Source organism: Mangrovimonas futianensis, assembly GCF_021245805.1.
Taxonomy (GTDB): domain Bacteria; phylum Bacteroidota; class Bacteroidia; order Flavobacteriales; family Flavobacteriaceae; genus Mangrovimonas; species Mangrovimonas futianensis.
Genome location: NZ_JAJJNF010000002.1, coordinates 391,546 through 409,382, shown reverse-complemented (window position 1 = coordinate 409,382; position 17,837 = coordinate 391,546). Strand labels below are relative to the sequence as shown.

General features: G+C 35.9%; 18 protein-coding genes. All 18 read right to left on the bottom strand.

Annotated features, from left to right (window positions below; translation table 11 throughout):
* Window positions 1-252: 252 nt before the first annotated feature.
* Complete coding sequence (locus tag LOK78_RS04620; RefSeq protein WP_232633969.1) at window positions 253-1,476, bottom strand: murein hydrolase activator EnvC family protein; 1,224 nt, start codon at window positions 1,474-1,476, stop codon at window positions 253-255.
* Entirely contained in the window at window positions 1,476-2,255 is a 780-nt protein-coding gene (gene lolB1 / locus LOK78_RS04615; RefSeq protein WP_232633968.1) for a lipoprotein insertase outer membrane protein LolB1, read from the bottom strand. The genes LOK78_RS04620 and lolB1 overlap by 1 nt, the downstream gene beginning before the upstream one ends.
* Window positions 2,255-3,622, bottom strand: a complete 1,368-nt coding sequence (locus tag LOK78_RS04610) for a tetratricopeptide repeat protein (RefSeq protein WP_231628635.1) — start codon at window positions 3,620-3,622, stop codon at window positions 2,255-2,257. The genes lolB1 and LOK78_RS04610 overlap by 1 nt, the downstream gene beginning before the upstream one ends.
* 22 nt (window positions 3,623-3,644) lie before the next feature.
* The gene (locus LOK78_RS04605; RefSeq protein ID WP_232633967.1) at window positions 3,645-4,661 is read right to left on the bottom strand and encodes a nucleotidyltransferase family protein; all 1,017 of its coding nucleotides are present in this window, start codon (window positions 4,659-4,661) and stop codon (window positions 3,645-3,647) included.
* Window positions 4,662-4,737: 76 nt separating this feature from the next.
* Window positions 4,738-5,172 (bottom strand): dUTP diphosphatase, encoded by a 435-nt coding sequence (gene dut, locus LOK78_RS04600; RefSeq protein WP_232633966.1) that lies wholly within the window; start codon window positions 5,170-5,172, stop codon window positions 4,738-4,740.
* Between the two features lies 1 nt (window position 5,173).
* Window positions 5,174-6,643, bottom strand: a complete 1,470-nt coding sequence (locus LOK78_RS04595; RefSeq protein WP_232633965.1) for a lipopolysaccharide biosynthesis protein — start codon at window positions 6,641-6,643, stop codon at window positions 5,174-5,176.
* 114 nt (window positions 6,644-6,757) lie between these two features.
* Window positions 6,758-7,618 (bottom strand): ATP synthase F1 subunit gamma, encoded by an 861-nt coding sequence (gene atpG, locus LOK78_RS04590; protein ID WP_166956724.1) that lies wholly within the window; start codon window positions 7,616-7,618, stop codon window positions 6,758-6,760.
* 89 nt (window positions 7,619-7,707) lie between these two features.
* The gene (gene atpA, locus LOK78_RS04585) at window positions 7,708-9,288 is read right to left on the bottom strand and encodes a F0F1 ATP synthase subunit alpha (RefSeq protein WP_166956727.1); all 1,581 of its coding nucleotides are present in this window, start codon (window positions 9,286-9,288) and stop codon (window positions 7,708-7,710) included.
* A gap of 77 nt (window positions 9,289-9,365) precedes the next feature.
* On the bottom strand, window positions 9,366-9,902 hold the full coding sequence (gene atpH / locus LOK78_RS04580; protein WP_232633964.1) for an ATP synthase F1 subunit delta: 537 nt from the start codon (window positions 9,900-9,902) through the stop codon (window positions 9,366-9,368).
* Window positions 9,903-9,907: 5 nt separating this feature from the next.
* Window positions 9,908-10,408, bottom strand: coding sequence for a F0F1 ATP synthase subunit B (locus LOK78_RS04575; RefSeq protein WP_232633963.1), 501 nt, complete (start codon window positions 10,406-10,408; stop codon window positions 9,908-9,910).
* A gap of 81 nt (window positions 10,409-10,489) precedes the next feature.
* Complete coding sequence (gene atpE / locus LOK78_RS04570) at window positions 10,490-10,681, bottom strand: ATP synthase F0 subunit C (protein WP_053970734.1); 192 nt, start codon at window positions 10,679-10,681, stop codon at window positions 10,490-10,492.
* A gap of 32 nt (window positions 10,682-10,713) precedes the next feature.
* Window positions 10,714-11,835 (bottom strand): F0F1 ATP synthase subunit A, encoded by a 1,122-nt coding sequence (atpB, locus tag LOK78_RS04565; protein WP_166956730.1) that lies wholly within the window; start codon window positions 11,833-11,835, stop codon window positions 10,714-10,716.
* A 115-nt stretch (window positions 11,836-11,950) separates the two neighbouring features.
* On the bottom strand, window positions 11,951-12,340 hold the full coding sequence (locus LOK78_RS04560; protein WP_232633962.1) for a DUF6168 family protein: 390 nt from the start codon (window positions 12,338-12,340) through the stop codon (window positions 11,951-11,953).
* A complete protein-coding gene (locus LOK78_RS04555; RefSeq protein ID WP_082316523.1) occupies window positions 12,333-12,509 on the bottom strand; it encodes an AtpZ/AtpI family protein in 177 nt (58 codons plus the stop codon). The genes LOK78_RS04560 and LOK78_RS04555 overlap by 8 nt, the downstream gene beginning before the upstream one ends.
* A gap of 13 nt (window positions 12,510-12,522) precedes the next feature.
* Entirely contained in the window at window positions 12,523-12,948 is a 426-nt protein-coding gene (locus LOK78_RS04550; protein WP_053972059.1) for a bactofilin family protein, read from the bottom strand.
* 13 nt (window positions 12,949-12,961) lie between these two features.
* Window positions 12,962-15,523, bottom strand: a complete 2,562-nt coding sequence (gene porW / locus LOK78_RS04545; RefSeq protein ID WP_232633961.1) for a type IX secretion system periplasmic lipoprotein PorW/SprE — start codon at window positions 15,521-15,523, stop codon at window positions 12,962-12,964.
* A gap of 105 nt (window positions 15,524-15,628) precedes the next feature.
* Window positions 15,629-16,336, bottom strand: a complete 708-nt coding sequence (locus tag LOK78_RS04540) for an ABC transporter ATP-binding protein (RefSeq protein ID WP_232633960.1) — start codon at window positions 16,334-16,336, stop codon at window positions 15,629-15,631.
* 12 nt (window positions 16,337-16,348) lie between these two features.
* Window positions 16,349-17,833 (bottom strand): DUF5687 family protein, encoded by a 1,485-nt coding sequence (locus LOK78_RS04535; protein ID WP_232633959.1) that lies wholly within the window; start codon window positions 17,831-17,833, stop codon window positions 16,349-16,351.
* Window positions 17,834-17,837: the final 4 nt, after the last annotated feature.

Genomic DNA, 17,837 nt, shown 5'->3' with positions numbered 1-17,837 from the left:
TGAGGTTATAAAAAAAACTCCAAATACTAGGGTTAAAAACTTAAGGTTTGGTTTGGTTTGGTTTGGTTTGGTTTGGTTTGGTTTGGTTTGGTTTGGTTTGGTTTGGTAAAATTAGATTTTTCATATTGTAAAAAGTTTAAAATGAGTAGGAAATTTATGTAAAGTATGTCTTTTTTCAAATACGTAGTTCTACGTATTTTTCCTACTTTTCGATAAAATGCAACCCTATCGTTACGGTTTTTTCCGTAATCTTTACATCTGAAAAATCCAATCGGCTGGATTTTGGGTGTTGATTTCTTTCCAAATACTAAATTTCAATGTGGTTTCACCATTGCTAGGGTTGGTAAACACTTTTCCTATAACCTGTTTGGTATCTACCATGTCTCCAGGGTTGACAAATACCTTGGATAAATTAGTGTAATTGGTAATGTAATTACCGTGTTGTATCATGACCAACACATTCCCGTGTCTGATGGCCTGCACTCTTAAAACCTTTCCTTTATAGACGGCGCGAACATCCGCATTTTTTTCAGTAGCAATTCTCACCCCATTACTTTGGATTGTAATGGTTCTGTCAATTGGGGAAGGTTGCTTTCCATAGCGTACTTTTACAACCCCTTTTTCTACGGGCCAGGGCAATTTCCCTTTATTAGCTACAAAACTACTTGCTAAGGCCTTATCCTCAGGCGTTAAAGCAAAACTGCTAGTATTGCTACTTTTACCTGCTTTCTTATTTGAGCTGGCAATAGCTTCACGGATCATTTTTTCAATTTCTTTGTCAATGCGGTCGGCCTCCTTTTGCTTTTCTTTGATTTGATTGCGGTACTTACTCAGATTTTGATTGATGGAGGCCATCAAAGATTGTTGCTGATTTAATTCGCCTTCCAGTTCTTTTTGAGCTACTCTATTTTCAGCAATCAACTTTTGCTTGTCATCTTTTTGCCTTAATAATTCTTTATTGCTTTTTTGAAGTTCGGAAGTCTTCACTTTAATCGCTTCTCCTTGCTCCTTTTGAAACTTGGAGTATTGGGTCATATACTGAATGCGTTTATAAGCTTGTTTAAAGTTGCTAGAAGACAATAAAAACATGATTCTGCTTTGCTCACTTTTGCTCTTGTAGGAGCGCAAGATCATTTTGGCATAATTCTCCTTTAAGGTTGTTAGTTCGTCTCGTAGCTCTGATATTTTCTTTTGATTGGCGTTGATTTCGCGCGTCAATAAATTGGCTTGTTGGTTGGTGACCTTAATTAAATTCTTTCTTACGTTCACCTTGTAGCTCAAATCTTCAATTAAGCTGGTTTGTGACTTTTTTTGAGATTGATTTTTAAATAACAAATCATTGATTTGTCTTATTTCTCTTTGAAGTTCTTGACGGCGCTCCTCAAGTTCCTTTTGCTTCTTACTTTGTGAAAAAACAGAAGAGGTGAAACACATCAAAAAAATGACGAAATATGTAGCTAGTTGGTTATGGCGCATTATTCAAGTTCTATTTCTTCAAAGCCCGAAGGAATCTTAAACGGGAATCTTAAATCTTCATTCAAAGATATTGATTTGTACTCCAATTCTATGGTAGTTTGTTGATCCTTTTCCAAAGAAATAACTCTTAAATTTTCAGGAAAAACTTCCTTTTCTACTTGTTGATAGCTCAAATAATCAATCTCCAAAAATCGATTGGTTGCAGACTGTGCCAATTGTTGTGACTTCATCTTGAAATTTCTCCCGCTTATGATATAGAACAGCTCAAACAATGCTGTTTGGTCTTTAGGCTGAAACAAATAAGAATCATCATTGATAGACATGTCAAAATCTGTTCTATTCAGTTCAAAAAGGGACTCTCCCATTAGGATGTTCTGCACCATTTTAAAGTCCACTTGTGTTCCTAAAATTTTACTGATATAAGCAAAATCACCATCAAAATAAGTGTTATCTAATTTGTTGTAGAAACTAACCTTTTCAGGTGTTACTTGAGCCCTGATCACATTAAAAGCAGCAGTAATCCAGATGATTTCATCCTTTTTCATACGCAATGTAATGGTATGGGTTTGGGAACTTTGTCCTTCCTTATAAACCAAACGTACCTTGGATTGAAGGGTATTGAAATCGGCTACTCGCTTTTTGTTTTCCTTAAGCACTTCTTTGGCAGAAAGGGATAAGTTATTTTCACCTTCAACTAGAGATTTTGTTGACTTACAGCCAACAAAAACCATAAAACACATGCTTACAACTATGGAAAAATAGACAGATGATTTGCTCATTAATTGGTAGATTCTAACTGTTTGGCTTTATCACTAAACGTTTTAGCCTTCTTTGTATTGTTTAATTGGGTATAGGACAGGCTAAGTTGGTTATAAAAATCTGATTCCATTTTGGTATCTTCAATGATATAATCCAAACCTGTTTCTAAAACCTCTGCTGCTCTGTTGAACTTTCCAAGCTGATTTAATGCTACACCATTGATTAAATAGAAAAGGGGCTGAGACGGATACTTCAATAAGGCATCACTACTTTTGGCTTCCACCTTTTCAAATTGTTTTAAGTCCAACTGAAGGAGCATTATATTCTTGAGCAGTCCAAAATTTCCCGAATCCACTTGATAAGCCTTTTCAAAATATTCCAACGCTTTGGTCTTATCGCCCTTGTTCAAAAAATAGTTGGCAACACCTTCATAGGATTTTCCATTTTCGGAATCCAAATTTAAAGTAGTAGCTTCTACTAAATCAGCTTCATACTCTGGATGCTCTTTTACAAAATTGACAAAATCTGAAAGTACCATAGTTTTGGCTTCTGGATTTACCTTTAGACTCCCCATCACAATTTTCATAGATTCAATAGCCTCTTGGGTTTGCCCGTCCTCTAAATAAAACTTATAAAGAGCTAAATGTACCAACTCAGAATTGGGCTTGATCTCAAGTAACTTTTTTGCAGTCTCAAAGGCCTTCTCGTTATCGCCACTTTCACTGTATCGATAAATCAAGGCCAAATAGTTAGTTTCTTCATCAGGATTACTTTCCAGACGATCTTCCAAGTTTTCAATTTGATCCTTTTTACGACCAGTAGCGGCATAAATTTGATTTCTTAAATGATCTCTAGAAGAGGATACACCACGCTTTTCATCCAACTCATCCAATATTTTTAAGGCATCTTTGTATTCTTTATTATCAAAATACAAATGAGCTAAATCTTCTTTATATTTAGGATGATATTCAACTATATCCTCAACCGTTCTGATGGCTCTTTTGTAATCCTTCTGCTGCATGTAAACATCAAAAAGCTCATTGGCATACCATTCATTGGTTGGTTCCATTTTAACGGCATCTTTCAACGCCTCCTCAGCAGCTCCAAAATTTTTGAGTTTGTTGTAGTTTTTACCCAATTCATAATAAAAAACCGATTGGGATTTATCCATTTCAATACACTTCAATAAAGCAGTAACAGCTCGGTCATAATTTTCAATGGCCTTTTGCTTTAACGCCTCAAAGAACAGTTCCTGTTTCTTATCCTCCACTTCACCCAAATCATCATTTGGGGTTTTATTGAAATCAACCTGCGCCTCCATTCCCAAAGGTAAAAAGGAAAGAAACCCAAAAAATAAAATGAATATGTAACGGTTATATTGCAACATAGTGGTTTAGTCGAAACAAAAGCTATTCCAAAACAGAGTAATCACCTATACTTACTCTTGAGAAATTTCCATCATAATAAGCGTGATTACCTATCATGGCTTCCTCTAAATTAGCATTTTTAATAGTAGAAGCGCTCTGTATTAAACTATTTTTAACGGTAGAGTTCTCTATGATCGTTTGATTCCCGATTGAAACGTTAGGACCAATGGTGCTATTTTTCAAAATGACCCCCTCCCCAATATAGCAAGGTTCGATGATTTTAGAATTTTCTAAAGTTACACTTTCTGAAATCAGGTTTTCCCCATCACTTTGAAGGAAATTCAACATTTTACCATTGGTTTCTACGGTAATGGCCTTGTTTCCACAATCCATCCACTCATCAACAGTACCCGTCTTAAAAATGCTACCATCTGCCATCATACGCTTGATACCATCATTAATTTGATATTCCCCTCCATTCATGATATTTTCATCCAAGACTTCTTGAAGCTTTTCTTTTAAAACTCCAATATCCTTAAAATAGTATATCCCGATAACCGCTTGGTCTGAAATAAATTCTTTTGGTTTTTCTACCAATTCAACAATTTCCTTTAGGTCGTTTAATTTGACAACCCCATAGGCTTCCGGATTTTCCACCTTTTTTGTCCAAATTACGGCGTCTGCTTCTGGATCCAAATCAAAATCAGCACGAATCAAGGTATCAGCATATGCTACAACCGCAGGACCTGACAAGGAGGGTTCTGCACTCATGATGGCATGACCTGTACCTAAAGGCTGATCTTGGCGGTATATGGATCCTTTAGCTCCTAAATCGGATGCCAGTTTTTGCAAACTTTCAACAACATCTTCACCAAAAAAAGCCGGATCTCCGAGTACAAAGGCAATTTCTTCAATAGGTTGGTTCAAAACCTTTGCTATATCCTTAACCAACCTATGAACAATAGGTTCTCCTGCTACAGGAATTAGGGGTTTTGGAACCGTTAACGTATGTGGTCTAAGTCTGGAGCCACGTCCAGCCATGGGTACGATTATTTTCATATTAGTGCCCGCTAATGCGGAATCTTTTTTAATTCAACAAAATACTTTGACCTACTCCTAAAAGGTCAATCAAGGTTTATTTTACCCCTGTGCTACCAAATCCACCTGCACCTCTAGAAGTTTCAGATAAATCATCTACTCCTTCCCATTCAGCTCTTTCATGTTTTGCAATGACCAATTGAGCGATTCTTTCACCATTCTCGATGGTAAAATCCTCATTGGATAAATTGACCAAAATCACACCTATTTCTCCTCTATAATCCGCATCAATGGTTCCGGGTGCATTTAAAACTGTAATGCCCTTTTTGGCTGCCAAACCACTTCTTGGTCTAACCTGTGCTTCAAAACCTACAGGCAATTCCATAAACAACCCTGTTTTTACAATGGTTCTTTCCAAAGGTTTTAGGGTAATTAACTCATTGGTAAAGGCTCGTAAATCCATTCCGGCCGAAGCCAAGGTTTCATAACTAGGTAAATCGTGATTGGATTTATTGATAATTTTTATCTTCATCTTAATTCTTTAATAAGCGTTTTAAGTCTTTTCTTTCGACCATAATGACAACCCCCAAAAATACTAAAAGCAAAACGGTACTCATAAGATAATTACTTTTAAATCGGAGATAAATGATGCCGGATAAAATAACAGTTAGCCCCAAATAAAGTAAAATCTTACCCAAATCATATGGAACGGGATAATGCCTTTTCCCAATGACATAGGATAAAACCATCATTATCCCATAAGCTGCCAAGGTGGCCCAAGCAGACCCCATAAATCCTATCCTAGGAATCAAATAATAATTTAATGCTATAGTAATAAATGCGCCTACCAGTGACAAATACATTCCAAATCTGGTTTTATCGGTTAACTTATACCAAATGGCCAAGTTAAAATATATTCCCAAAAACAGATTGGCCAACAAAACTATGGGAACAATATCAATGGCTATCCAATAAGAAGAATCACGAACAACCAATTGCTTGAATAAATCAAAATAAGCCATAATAAACACCATCATTAAGCTTCCACAGATCACAAAATATTTCATGATATCTGCATAGGTTTTTTTGGCATTCTGGTTTTCGGCATGATTAAAGAAAAATGGTTCGGCACCCAAACGAAAGCCTTGAATGAAAATAGTCATAAAAACAGCTATTTTGTAGCAACCACTATAAGCCCCGTTAATATCCTTTCCCAATAATTCTGGCAACAGCCATTTATCAAAATTCTCATTGATCACATATGCCATTCCTGCTACCATAACAGGCCAACCATAATTCAGCATTTGTTTAAGAATATCCATGCTAAATTGGATTTTGGTTTTTATAAAGTAAGGCGTCAATAGAATAAAGGTTACAACACTAGCGGCCAAGTTTGCAACGAATATATATTTCACTAAATCTTTTGAATCATAGCCGGGATACCCTATTCCAAATTTTGGAATAGCCCACAGAAAGAAAAAATTCAAAACAACATAAATAGCAATATTTGTTAATTTAATAGCCGTAAATTTAATAGGCCTTCCAGTAGCCCTAAGAAAGGCGAATGGCACGACAACTAATGTATCTAATGCTAGTACTCCTAAAAGCAAATTAAAATAAGACAACTTCAAATTGACCAAATTTGCCAAAGCGTCATTATTCAAGAAAACCACCAGAAAGAACAACACAGTAGTCACGGTTAGACTTATAAAAGCGGTTGAAAACACTTTATCCTTATCATGATGTTTACTGAAAAATCTGAAAAAGGCCGTTTCCATACCGTAGGTAAGCAGCACATTAAAAAAGGCAGCATATATATAAAAGGTGGTATTATCTGAATAACTGGTTGTTTCCAGTTTATCGATATGCAAAGGCACAAGCACAAAATTCATCAATCTAGGCAAAACAGTTGCCAAACCGTAGATGATGGTATCCTTTAAAAACTTTTTAAGTGCGCCCAAATAATAGGTATTTAATTCTGCTAAAAATACGTTTTTATGCAAGTATATGCAACGTGTATGACTATAATAGGGGAATTGATCCTTATAAAAGAAAAAAGCCCCACAACGTGAGGCTTTCTATATTTCTGAGCCAAAACATTTTGGCATCTTGTTTTATTATCCGTTTAGGGCTTCTGCACCACCTACGATTTCCAAAATTTCGTTGGTAATAGCCGCTTGACGCGCCTTATTGTAGGTTAACGTTAATTGATCTTTTAACTCCTTGGCATTATCAGTCGCTTTGTGCATTGCTGTCATACGGGCACCATGCTCAGAAGCAAATGAATCACGCACAGACTTGTACAATTGTGTCTTTAATGATTTCGGAATTAAGGTTTGAACGATTTCCAATTTGGAAGGTTCAAAAATATAATCCAAGTTTTTATTGGCTTCATTCTCCACTGGAACGATTGGTAAAAATTGTTCCGTCATGACAATTTGAGTAGCAGCGTTTTTGAACTTGTTGTAAATCACCTCAATTTTATCAAAATCTCCAGCAACAAACTTGTTCATCATCCACTCTGCAACTTCAGCGACATTGTCAAATGTCAAATCATCATAAATATGGTTGTGATTACCAATTACATTGAAACGCTTAGAAAGTACATCGTTACCTTTTTTTCCTATAGTTACAAAAGAAACTTCTTTACCTGGATACACTTCAGTAGCCAAACGTGTTGCTTCTTTAACAATATTAGAATTGAAGGCTCCACATAAACCTCTATTGGAGGTAATTGCAACTACAAGTACTTTTTTTACTTCTCTTTGCTCAGAGTACTTACTTCCAGAATCGTCATCTAAAGTAGCACTCAAATCTCTAAGAAGTTCAGTCAGTTTATCTGCATAAGGTCTCATGGCCGTAATGGCGTCTTGAGCCTTCTTCAACTTTGCAGCAGAAACCATTTTCATAGCACTGGTAATCTGCATGGTTGAACCAACCGACGTAATTCTACTGCGTATTTCCTTTAAGTTTGCCATAATCGCTTTTTTGTCATTCTGAATTTATTTCAGAATCTTCTTTAATTCTAATTTGAGATCCTGAAACTAGTTCAGGATGACAATAGATATTATGCTCTATATTTTTCTGATAATTCTTTAGCTACTGAAGTTAAGGTATCGATTACCTCATCAGTTAATTTTCCAGCTTTTAAAGAATCCAATACATCTCTATGCTTAGCATTTAAGAACTCTAAATAATCTCTTTCGAATTCCTTTACTTTCTCTACAGGAACATCTCTCAACAAGTTTTTAGAACCTGCATAGATAATAGCTACCTGATCTTCTACTGTAAATGGATCGTTTTGAGCTTGTTTTAGGATCTCAACGTTACGCTTTCCTTTTTCAATCACATTTAAAGTAGCTGCATCCAAATCAGAACCAAACTTAGCGAAAGCTTCCAATTCACGGAATTGGGCTTGGTCTAATTTCAAGGTACCTGCCACTTTTTTCATAGATTTAATCTGAGCAGATCCACCTACACGTGATACAGAGATACCAACGTTAATTGCAGGACGTACCCCAGAGTTAAATAAATCTGACTCCAAGAAAATCTGTCCGTCTGTAATCGAAATTACGTTAGTAGGAATATAAGCAGAAACGTCACCAGCTTGTGTTTCAATAATTGGTAAGGCCGTTAAAGAACCTCCACCTTTTACAATTGGCTTTAACGATTCTGGTAAATCATTCATTGTTTTTGCGATTTCATCATCAGCAATAACCTTTGCAGCACGCTCTAACAAACGAGAGTGTAAGTAGAAAACGTCTCCTGGATAAGCCTCACGTCCTGGTGGTCTTCTTAATAACAAAGACACCTCACGATAAGCAACCGCTTGCTTAGATAAATCATCATAGATGATTAAAGCAGGACGACCAGTATCTCTAAAATATTCACCAATTGCAGCTCCTGCGAAAGGTGCATATACCTGCATTGGAGCAGGATCTGATGCATTTGCAGCAACGATAGTAGTATAAGCTAACGCCCCCTTATCTTCAAGAGTTTTAGCGATGTTAGCAACGGTTGATGCTTTTTGACCAACTGCTACATAAATACAGTAAACAGGTTGTCCAGCATCATAAAATTCTTTTTGATTTAAGATAGTATCAATACAAACTGTTGTTTTACCAGTTTGACGGTCACCAATTACCAACTCACGTTGACCACGTCCTACAGGGATCATGGCATCGATAGACTTGATACCAGTTTGTAATGGCTCATTTACCGGTTGACGGAAAATAACCCCAGGAGCTTTACGCTCTAAAGGCATCTCATAAGTTTGCCCTTCAATAGCACCTTTACCATCGATTGGGTTACCTAATGTATCAACAACACGACCAACAATACCTTCACCAACATTGATAGAAGCGATACGATTGGTACGTTTTACAGTTGCTCCTTCTTTAATTTCTTTAGAAGGACCTAACAATACCACACCAACGTTGTCTTCTTCCAAGTTCAAAACCATTCCTTCAAGGCCTGATTCAAACTCTACTAATTCCCCGTATCCAGCATTTGATAAGCCGTATACACGAGCAATACCATCACCAACGGTAAGTACTGTTCCTACTTCATCCAATGAAGCACCTGCTTCAAAACCTGATAGTTGTTGTTTTAAGATTGCTGATATTTCAGCCGGTTTTACTTCTGCCATCTTTTTAATTTATTTAAATCCCTCAACTTTGCTCGGGACATGTATTAGATGTTAGATACCTGTAAGGACCTAACTATTTAATTTAATATAAATTCTCTTTTAAGTCTGTTTAATTTATTGGCGATACTCGCATTGTATTGAATATCTCCAACTCGTAAAATGAATCCACCAATGATGTCCTCATCCACTATATTTTTTATCTCTGCTTCCTTCCCGGTCAATTCTTTAACCTTAGCCAACACTTTCGTCTTTATATCATCTGTCATAGGAACAGCTGTAGTTACTTTAGCAACTTGCATATCATTCAAATGATCAAACAATAAATTGTATTGCACTGCAATTTCATCTAAAAGCGCTATACGTTTATTGGCAATTAAAGTGTCTATTAAATTGCTTGTACTAGGGGTGATATCCTTGAAAGTACCAACTAGTATCGATTTTTTAATAGCCGATCTAACCACAGGACTTTTAAGCACATTCTTTAGGTCTTTGTTATCTGCAATGGTCTCTGAGATTAGTTTCATATCATTGTTTACAACCTCAGTTGTATTTTGATCTTTTGCTAAACTCAAAATGGCTTTTGCGTAACGTGCTGCTGCTCTAGTTCCTGCCATGGTTATTAATTTAAGGTTGTTTCACCCAACATAGATTCTACCAAATCCATTTGTTTGTCTTTGCTAGACAACTCTTCACGTACTACTTTCTCAGCAATCTCTAAAGACAATGTAGCCACCTGGTTTTTCAACTCGGTCATAGCTAATCGCTTCTCGCTTTCAATAGCAGATTGTGCAGCTTCAATCATTTGATTGGCTTGAACTTGTGCTTCATCTTTAGCATCAGCAACCATTTTAGCCTTGATTTCTCTTGCCTCTTTAAGCATTGCCTCACGCTCAGCTCTAGCTTCTTTTAATAATCTGTCGTTATCTGCTTGAAGGTTTTGCATTTCAAGTTTTGCATTTTCTGCAGCTTTCAAGGCATCTTCAATTCCTGATTCTCTTTTCTCAACAGCATCAAGAATTGGTTTCCAAGCAAATTTTCTCAACAATAATACTAATCCAACAAAAAGCAATAATTGCCAGAAAAATAGTCCGAATGAAAATTCATTAATTAACTTATCCATTTATATCTCGGTTATATCTAATTAATCCTTTTTTAATAAAACACCAGCTATAACCAACCGTTATAGCTGATGCTTGTGTTATTATGCCGCGAATAAAGCAGCAAATCCAATACCTTCAATAAGGGCAGCTGCAATAAGCATAGCTGTTTGGATTTTTCCTGAAGCTTCAGGTTGACGAGCAATAGCTTCCATAGCTTGTCCACCAATTCTACCGATACCTAAACCAGCACCGATAACAATTAAACCAGCTCCTACAATGTTTGGAATAGTCATAATATATATATTAAATAATTAAACATTCAATTTTAGTGATCGTCGTGGTGTTCTTCTACAGCCGAACCAAAATACAATGCTGAAAGCATGGTAAAAATATAGGCTTGTAAAGCAGCAACCAACAACTCCAATAAGGATAAAACAAACGCCAATCCGAAAGACAACGAACTTCCTATCCAGTTTTTAAAGATAAACATCAAACCAATGATACTCATCAATACAATGTGACCAGCTGTGATGTTAGCATACAAACGAATCAATAATGAAAACGGTTTGATAAAAGTTCCTAACAATTCAATTGGTGCTAAAATGATTTTCATTGGAACAGGTACTCCTGGCATCCAGAAAATGTGTTTCCAATAATTTTTGTTACCAGAGAAAGTGGTAATCAAATAGGTTAAAATTGCTAAAGCAAAAGTCACTGCTATATTGTTAGTAACATTAACTCCTAGCGGCGTTAAACCTAATAGGTTGATAATCCAAATAAAGAAGAACACACTTAACAAAAAGCTCATGTAACGCTTGTAATGCTTCAACCCAATATTTGGAATAGCAATATCATCACGAATGTAAAGTACTATAGGCTCTAAAAAACGTCCCATTCCAGATGGAAGCGCTCCTTTTTTATAAGATTTTGCCATGGAACTAAACATCCATAGAAGCAAAAGACCTACCATAAAAATGGTAAAGACATTTTTAGTAATTGATAAATCAAAAGGCTTTACGTTAGTTGGATGGTGGTGGTCATCTAGAGTTATGTCACCTTGTGCATTGGTTTTGTAAACCTTATTATGGTAAAGTGTGTAATATTCACCTCCTACCTCAGCAACTTCTTCTCCATGATGGAATTTTGAAGAGGAGAACACTTTTAATCCGCCATCCCATAAAATAACTGGAAGAGGGAATCCGATGTGTACTTTTTCTCCCGCATCATTGGTATAAGAATACAAACTAAAATCATGAGAATCTAACAAGTGATGATTTATGTATTCTTTAATCTCTTTCTTGAGTCCTTCTTTACCCTCAACACCTGGAGCAACTTCTTGAAGTTCCATCTCTTCATGTTGATTTTCACCATGTTGAGCTAACATAGTAGAAAGGGACAAAGAGGCTATAAAAAACAAAAGCAAACTAAAAACTGACTTTCTTTGCATGTCGAAACAAAAATTGTATCCTTAAAAATTGGTGCAAAGGTATGCTTTTATCTCAAAATCAAAAAAGAAAATTTTACATTATTTTGGAATGCTTCTTTCACCCCTTTAATTGGGACTAATCTAAACTGTTTAAGAGCCTTACGCCTCCAAAAGTTTCTGTAATCAAGGAAGTTGCATAGGGAATAAAAAATGAAGTGAACTCTAGAGTCGATACTTCATTGTCGGCATGATAAGCTGGGTAAAAGAGAATGAAAAAAAATATAAACTTCAAAAAGCTTCCAAGCATGAATAAAAATCCCAACTGATCTCTGAATTTTTCTTTGAAAAAATACAAACAGAATAGAATCCCCATAGCCAAACAGGTATTCACGATATAAGCCAAAACAATTTTATGCTCATAAGGTGGCAGATCCATTTGTTTTAAAACGACTGTATGGATAAAAAAAGCAATCAACGAGGTGATTGCTATTATTAAAAGGTATATGAATAATCTCTTTTTATTCATTCAATTTATTAATTTGTTTCAATACCACATACAGGGAAATGCCTACTCCCAATAAAGTACAAACAATAAGAAATAACTTGCCACCATCGGTAAATTTGCCATCCAGCCATTTACCCAACAGCACAAACAAATAAATGGTGATTCCCATTTGAATGGCAACCCCAGACATAGCAGCCAGATTCTTAAGCTGATTGCCCTTGTTCTTGTTTTCTTTCTTTTGGTTGTCCACCTTGGTTAAATTCCTTTACGGCTCCTTTCATGGCACAATTTACATTGAAGGTTGCTCCCGGTTCTACAGATAGTTTCCCTAATACCACTTCTCCCTCTACATGGGCTGAAGATTTAAGATTTAGGGTTCCTGATAAATTTAATTTTCCGGAAAATTTTCCTTCAAAATGTGCATCGGTCCCATTTAAGGTTCCTTTAATCAATCCTGATTTTCCTACCACAACTTTCCCAGGGGTTTTGATATTTCCTTCAACGATACCGTCAATTCTAATATCTCCCTCGCTGGTTAAATCACCAATAATTTTGGTTCCCTTCGCTACAATGTTTTGATTCGATGATGAATCAAAAGATTGCTTTTCCTTTTTGTTTTCTGAAAACATAGCCATCTTACTTTTAGTTATTAGTTTCTAAATAATTCAAATAATCATCCATGTTCTTATGGATTTGGATGATTTTATAGTTTGAAGACGAAACTGGGAAAAACTGATGGACAATCTTGTCTTTCTTCCTTTCCTCAAGCGCTAGGGCAAATCCTTTAGCACCTTCTCTACTCTTCAAACCATGAACTACTACAAAGGTAGTATTGGGGTTATAAATGTCGATGGAAGTGGACAGTTCAAATACATTAACCTGTTCTACCTCCTTGTCTAATTTCTTTTTAAATGCTTCCAAAGTTTCTGAATCGGCATTGTTGAAATAATACACGATTTTAAAATTGGTTTCATTCGCATTTTCAGCGAAATCCTTCACAGCCAATTTGGGCAATACTTCAGTTACCATACGTTGCGCTTCAATGCCTTCTGGTGTGTTGGAATAATTTACTGCCACATCATTAATACCCTTAGAGTATTTTTCAAATCCATATAAACGGCCTTCTGCCGTGGCTTTTAATATTTCAAACTTCGGCGCCATAGGATCACCTTCCAATTGGGTGATCATTTCAGATGACTTGCCAAGAACTTCTGCATAGTTTTGATCTTGCAGCTCTTGGTATAGCCTTTCATAAATACTTTCTGGACTATTTTCATCCTTTTGGGTTGCCGACTCTGGATTTATCAGTATCGCTGCATATCTTGAGTCTGGGTATTCTGAGATAATCTCCTGTTTTATTCTTTCAGCTTTGGCTGTTTCTCCCAACTCTAGATAAACACGATATAAATTGTACTTGGAAGGAAGAATGAGTTTTTCCTCTGGATCACTTACCAACAAAGCTTCCAAGCGATTTTCAGAAAGTCGATATTCTTTAAACTTCTCCTTATATATAATACCCAATTGGTAATAAGCAAAATTGCGTTCTTTGGCAATACTATCTATAGCCGTTTGTTCTACTGGAATTTGCCCAATGTAATAATTAGGGTCGAACATTTCAGTTTCATCAATTGTGGCAACTTCCTCTTCTATCTCTTCGGTATTTGACGTTCTTAATTGATTGGAAGACCACCTCCAGTTGTCCTCAGGAGCCCTATCTCCCCAAACCTGTCTGAATTCATTTTTCCCAAATGAAATGGTATTTTGATTGTAGAAATAAAAACTAGAGGCACTTTGTGGATTTGGCCCCCTATTTGTTTTATTTACTAAATTATCATTCACAGTAACCAATCCTTGATTGGCCATTCTTTCTGCCGCTTCTTGACGTTCCTTTTCTTCTTCAGCTTTTACCTTTAAATCTTCAGTATATTGCGTAAAATATTCCAATCGCTCGGTATCATTCATAGCCACCAAGCCTAAAATACTGTCATTTGCTTCAGCAATATCCTCATAGAGTATGACATCTTCTAGGTTATCCCTTTTTCTCTTGATAATTCGATAAGGCTTCTTATTTTTTTCCATGTTCAACATGGTGCTGTCGTAATATAAACCAGCAGTCTTATACTCTGCTTCATCAAAATAATAATCTCCTAAGATTACATAATTTCTGGCTCTTAGTTTTTTATCTCTCGTAGGTGTTCTTAAAGACTTGTTGTAATATACCAAGGCTAAGGAATCCATTCCTTCTGTCAAAAAGAACTCTCCCTCTTGGTGATAGATACGATCTAAATACGGACGGTTTTCACGATTCTCTTCAAGTTTTGTCAATAACTCAAGAAACGCCAATTTATCTCCATTATCATAATCAAAATTCTTGGCCTTTTCCAAATGAGCACTTATATAGTAGATTCTTGGAGTTCTTCTATTCAGTTCAATAACTTGATCAAAGGCAATGTTGGCACTGTCTTTATATCCTAATTCATTATACAACTGTCCTTGAATAAATCGGTATCGCCCTCGTTCGTCATCATCTTTGGTGCTATTGCTTGCTGTTTCAAGTTGTGTAACAGCACTGTCCAAGGATTTGGTATTGATATAGGCTTGCGCCAACATGGAAGTAGCATCTGCCAAATCTTGACCTTGAATATCTTCTTCCAACAGTTTTTTCAAATTCTCAATAGCCAACTCATCATTGTCTAAACGAATATTTGTCTTCTCTCTCCAAATTTTCGCCTGATTGATTTTATCACTTGCGGGATATCTATATAATATGTAATTAAAGGCCTGTAAAGCTGGAACAAATCGTTGGTCAAAATAACGGGATTGACCCAACAATAAATAAGCTTCATCCATTTGCGGATTGTATTCCTTTCCAGAAATACTCATACTGTGTTTTTGAATGGCAATAATAGCCTTGTCTTCGGCCCTGTTGAAGTTTTCATTTTTGCTTTGACCAGGAAGAATCACATCTTCAAAAACTTGCATTCTTTCTATAGGCAATACTTGCCAATAATCATCCTGGTAGGCCGTATTAAGAGTTTTCTTCCCTTCTTCCAATGCCAAATAACCATTATATAACGCATTGTATTCTGCAGTTACGGCATGATAATTTCTACTTACAAAACTGTTTTTCTTTCTGGAGCAGGCAGAGAACAATATTGCAATGGAAAAAAGCCAGATACCTATTTTTACAAAAGAAGTCTTCAAATGTTGGTTATACTTGGTTATTAAATAACTAAAAACGGCCACACATATTATGTGTAGCCGTAAAAATAAGCATCTTTTTGAATTATCTTATAAATTGAATATTAATTAAGCGCTTTGGGTTCCTGAAAAATGGGCTTCCAATTCTTTTAAAGTAGCATCACTGGTTACCAAATCCTTAACTATTTCTCCTTTTTCAAGTACTACAATACGCTCACAAACATCAGTAACATGCAAAAGATCATGACTGGAAATCAATACAGTAACACCTCTTTTTTCAGCTAATTCCTTAATGATGTTTTTGAGTCGAATTTGTGTAGTTGGATCCAAATTGGCAAAAGGCTCATCCAGAATAATCACTTCTGGATCTCCAATCAAGGCTGCCACAATTCCTGCCTTTTTTTGATTTCCTTTACTTAAATCCCTTAAATATTTCTTCTGCCCTAAGATTTCTCCATGAAAAAAATCTTCAAACTGGGCTAAAAGCGCATCTACATCCGCTTTGTTTCTTCCTCTTAACTCCCCAATAAAATAGAAATACTCCTCTGGTGTTAAATAGCCGATTAAGAAACTCTCATCAATGAAGGCCGAAGTAAAAGGCTTCCAATCTTCACTCAAACTCACTTGAATCTCATTGTTCTTAATAAAACCTGTGGAAGGGTTAATTAAATCTAACAACAAGCTGAAATAGGTTGTTTTACCCGCCCCATTGTTCCCAACCAGACCAAAACTTTGTCCTTTGGGAATATCCAGCTCCTCTATTTTTAAAACGGTCTTCTTATTATATGTTTTTGAAAGGTTTGATGTCTGTATCATAATTTTGAGGTATTAACTGTCCTGACCAAAGGCACTGATCATTTTATATTTTGACTCCAAATATTTTTCTGTTATAAATCGCATTAATTTTTGATGGAACAAGATTCCTATAATTCCCAATATGGCCAACACGGCACAACCCGTCTCAAAATTGGAAATGGCGTAAACACCCCCAAAAATAGCCAGTGGTAATAGCATTAAAGGAATTCCGATAAGCCACTGTACGGCTCCTGTTCCTTGGTAATTAAATGCAGCTCTTTGGCTAAGGTCTATTTTCTTCCTGTTAAATGCCCCTCCAAACAATACCACATGGGTATTAATCCCAATATTATATAGGGCTGCCGCAAAATGAGCCAATAAAATTTTCCATCCAAAATACACATAAGGGATACTCAACACAAAAAGAATAATCACACTCATGGCCATAAGGGTAAACTTAGATTTTAAGTACTGCTCATACTTGATATTTTGGCTCATCAGCAATTTGTAGTAGGCACTATCCCAAGCTGGAATGAATTGGCCAAAACTGATCATAAAAATACCCGTCACAAAAATGCCTACAAATCCAAAAATCCAAGGCATTTCTTGATAGGTGGGATTGGGATAAAATGCCAAACCATATAGTAATCCAATTATCATTAAAAAAGCTGAGGATTTAGATCTCTTGTTTCTCCAAATCAGCTTTAAATCCAATTGCATAAATGGTGCTAAATCACCAAACCTTTTGGTCCAACCTAAATCAGCCACATTTACCTCAGCAACCTTGGACTTTAATGAGCTATCCAGATACAATTTTTGTTTTAAAATCTTGAAATTAAAAAGATAAACTCCTGCCAAAATCAAAACCAAAATTATCAGATAAATGGGTTGATTATATACCGCTGTAATGGCATTCCCCGTGAATTTTGACAGTGAAACAATATCAAAATAATTCAGCGCAAAAAGGCCTCCAACTATGACAATAATTGGCAAAAAGGCCAGCTCGCTTTCTGACGAAAAACTTTCAATAATGAAATTCAAAAAGTTCATGATTAAGGTCATGATGATCATGGCCAAAATCCAAACCAATACCGACACCAATGGGTAATCATTAATAATTAACATGACGCCAAATGGAATGACAGCAAATAACGGTAAGAAATTAATAAAAGAAAGTGTCGATTTTCCTAAAACATAATTGACCACCTTACTTCTTTTGACGGGCAATGTCAATAATGGCTTGACACTCATTACTGGCAATTTCTGAAAAAAGAACCTTATCATAAGCTCAGCCAACCACCAATAAAATAACACGCCATTTACAATAATGAGCGGGTTCTGATCTGGAAACTGCTCTTTAAGAATAGGATATAAAGCAACACCCATCACCAAAAAGGAAGCCATAAAATATAAAGCCAATAATATCAAAAGGATATTAAGTGCCACACTTTTTTGCCAGTGGGACGACCTAAAAAACTGCTTCCATTCAAGATTTAAAAAATGAGAAATTTTCATCATTTGA

Bases quoted from the DNA above. Each gene is read 5' to 3' on its own strand.
- LOK78_RS04620 (WP_232633969.1), bottom strand. From the start codon at position 1,476: ATGCGCCATAACCAACTAGCTACATATTTCGTCATTTTTTTGATGTGT.
- lolB1 (WP_232633968.1), bottom strand. From the start codon at position 2,255: ATGAGCAAATCATCTGTCTATTTTTCCATAGTTGTAAGCATGTGTTTT.
- LOK78_RS04610 (WP_231628635.1), bottom strand. From the start codon at position 3,622: ATGTTGCAATATAACCGTTACATATTCATTTTATTTTTTGGGTTTCTT.
- LOK78_RS04605 (WP_232633967.1), bottom strand. From the start codon at position 4,661: ATGAAAATAATCGTACCCATGGCTGGACGTGGCTCCAGACTTAGACCA.
- dut (WP_232633966.1), bottom strand. From the start codon at position 5,172: ATGAAGATAAAAATTATCAATAAATCCAATCACGATTTACCTAGTTAT.
- atpG (WP_166956724.1), bottom strand. From the start codon at position 7,618: ATGGCAAACTTAAAGGAAATACGCAGTAGAATTACGTCGGTTGGTTCA.
- atpA (WP_166956727.1), bottom strand. From the start codon at position 9,288: ATGGCAGAAGTAAAACCGGCTGAAATATCAGCAATCTTAAAACAACAA.
- atpH (WP_232633964.1), bottom strand. From the start codon at position 9,902: ATGGCAGGAACTAGAGCAGCAGCACGTTACGCAAAAGCCATTTTGAGT.
- LOK78_RS04575 (WP_232633963.1), bottom strand. From the start codon at position 10,408: ATGGATAAGTTAATTAATGAATTTTCATTCGGACTATTTTTCTGGCAA.
- atpE (WP_053970734.1), bottom strand. From the start codon at position 10,681: ATGACTATTCCAAACATTGTAGGAGCTGGTTTAATTGTTATCGGTGCT.
- atpB (WP_166956730.1), bottom strand. From the start codon at position 11,835: ATGCAAAGAAAGTCAGTTTTTAGTTTGCTTTTGTTTTTTATAGCCTCT.
- LOK78_RS04560 (WP_232633962.1), bottom strand. From the start codon at position 12,340: ATGAATAAAAAGAGATTATTCATATACCTTTTAATAATAGCAATCACC.
- LOK78_RS04555 (WP_082316523.1), bottom strand. From the start codon at position 12,509: ATGTCTGGGGTTGCCATTCAAATGGGAATCACCATTTATTTGTTTGTG.
- LOK78_RS04550 (WP_053972059.1), bottom strand. From the start codon at position 12,948: ATGTTTTCAGAAAACAAAAAGGAAAAGCAATCTTTTGATTCATCATCG.
- LOK78_RS04540 (WP_232633960.1), bottom strand. From the start codon at position 16,336: ATGATACAGACATCAAACCTTTCAAAAACATATAATAAGAAGACCGTT.
- LOK78_RS04535 (WP_232633959.1), bottom strand. From the start codon at position 17,833: ATGATGAAAATTTCTCATTTTTTAAATCTTGAATGGAAGCAGTTTTTT.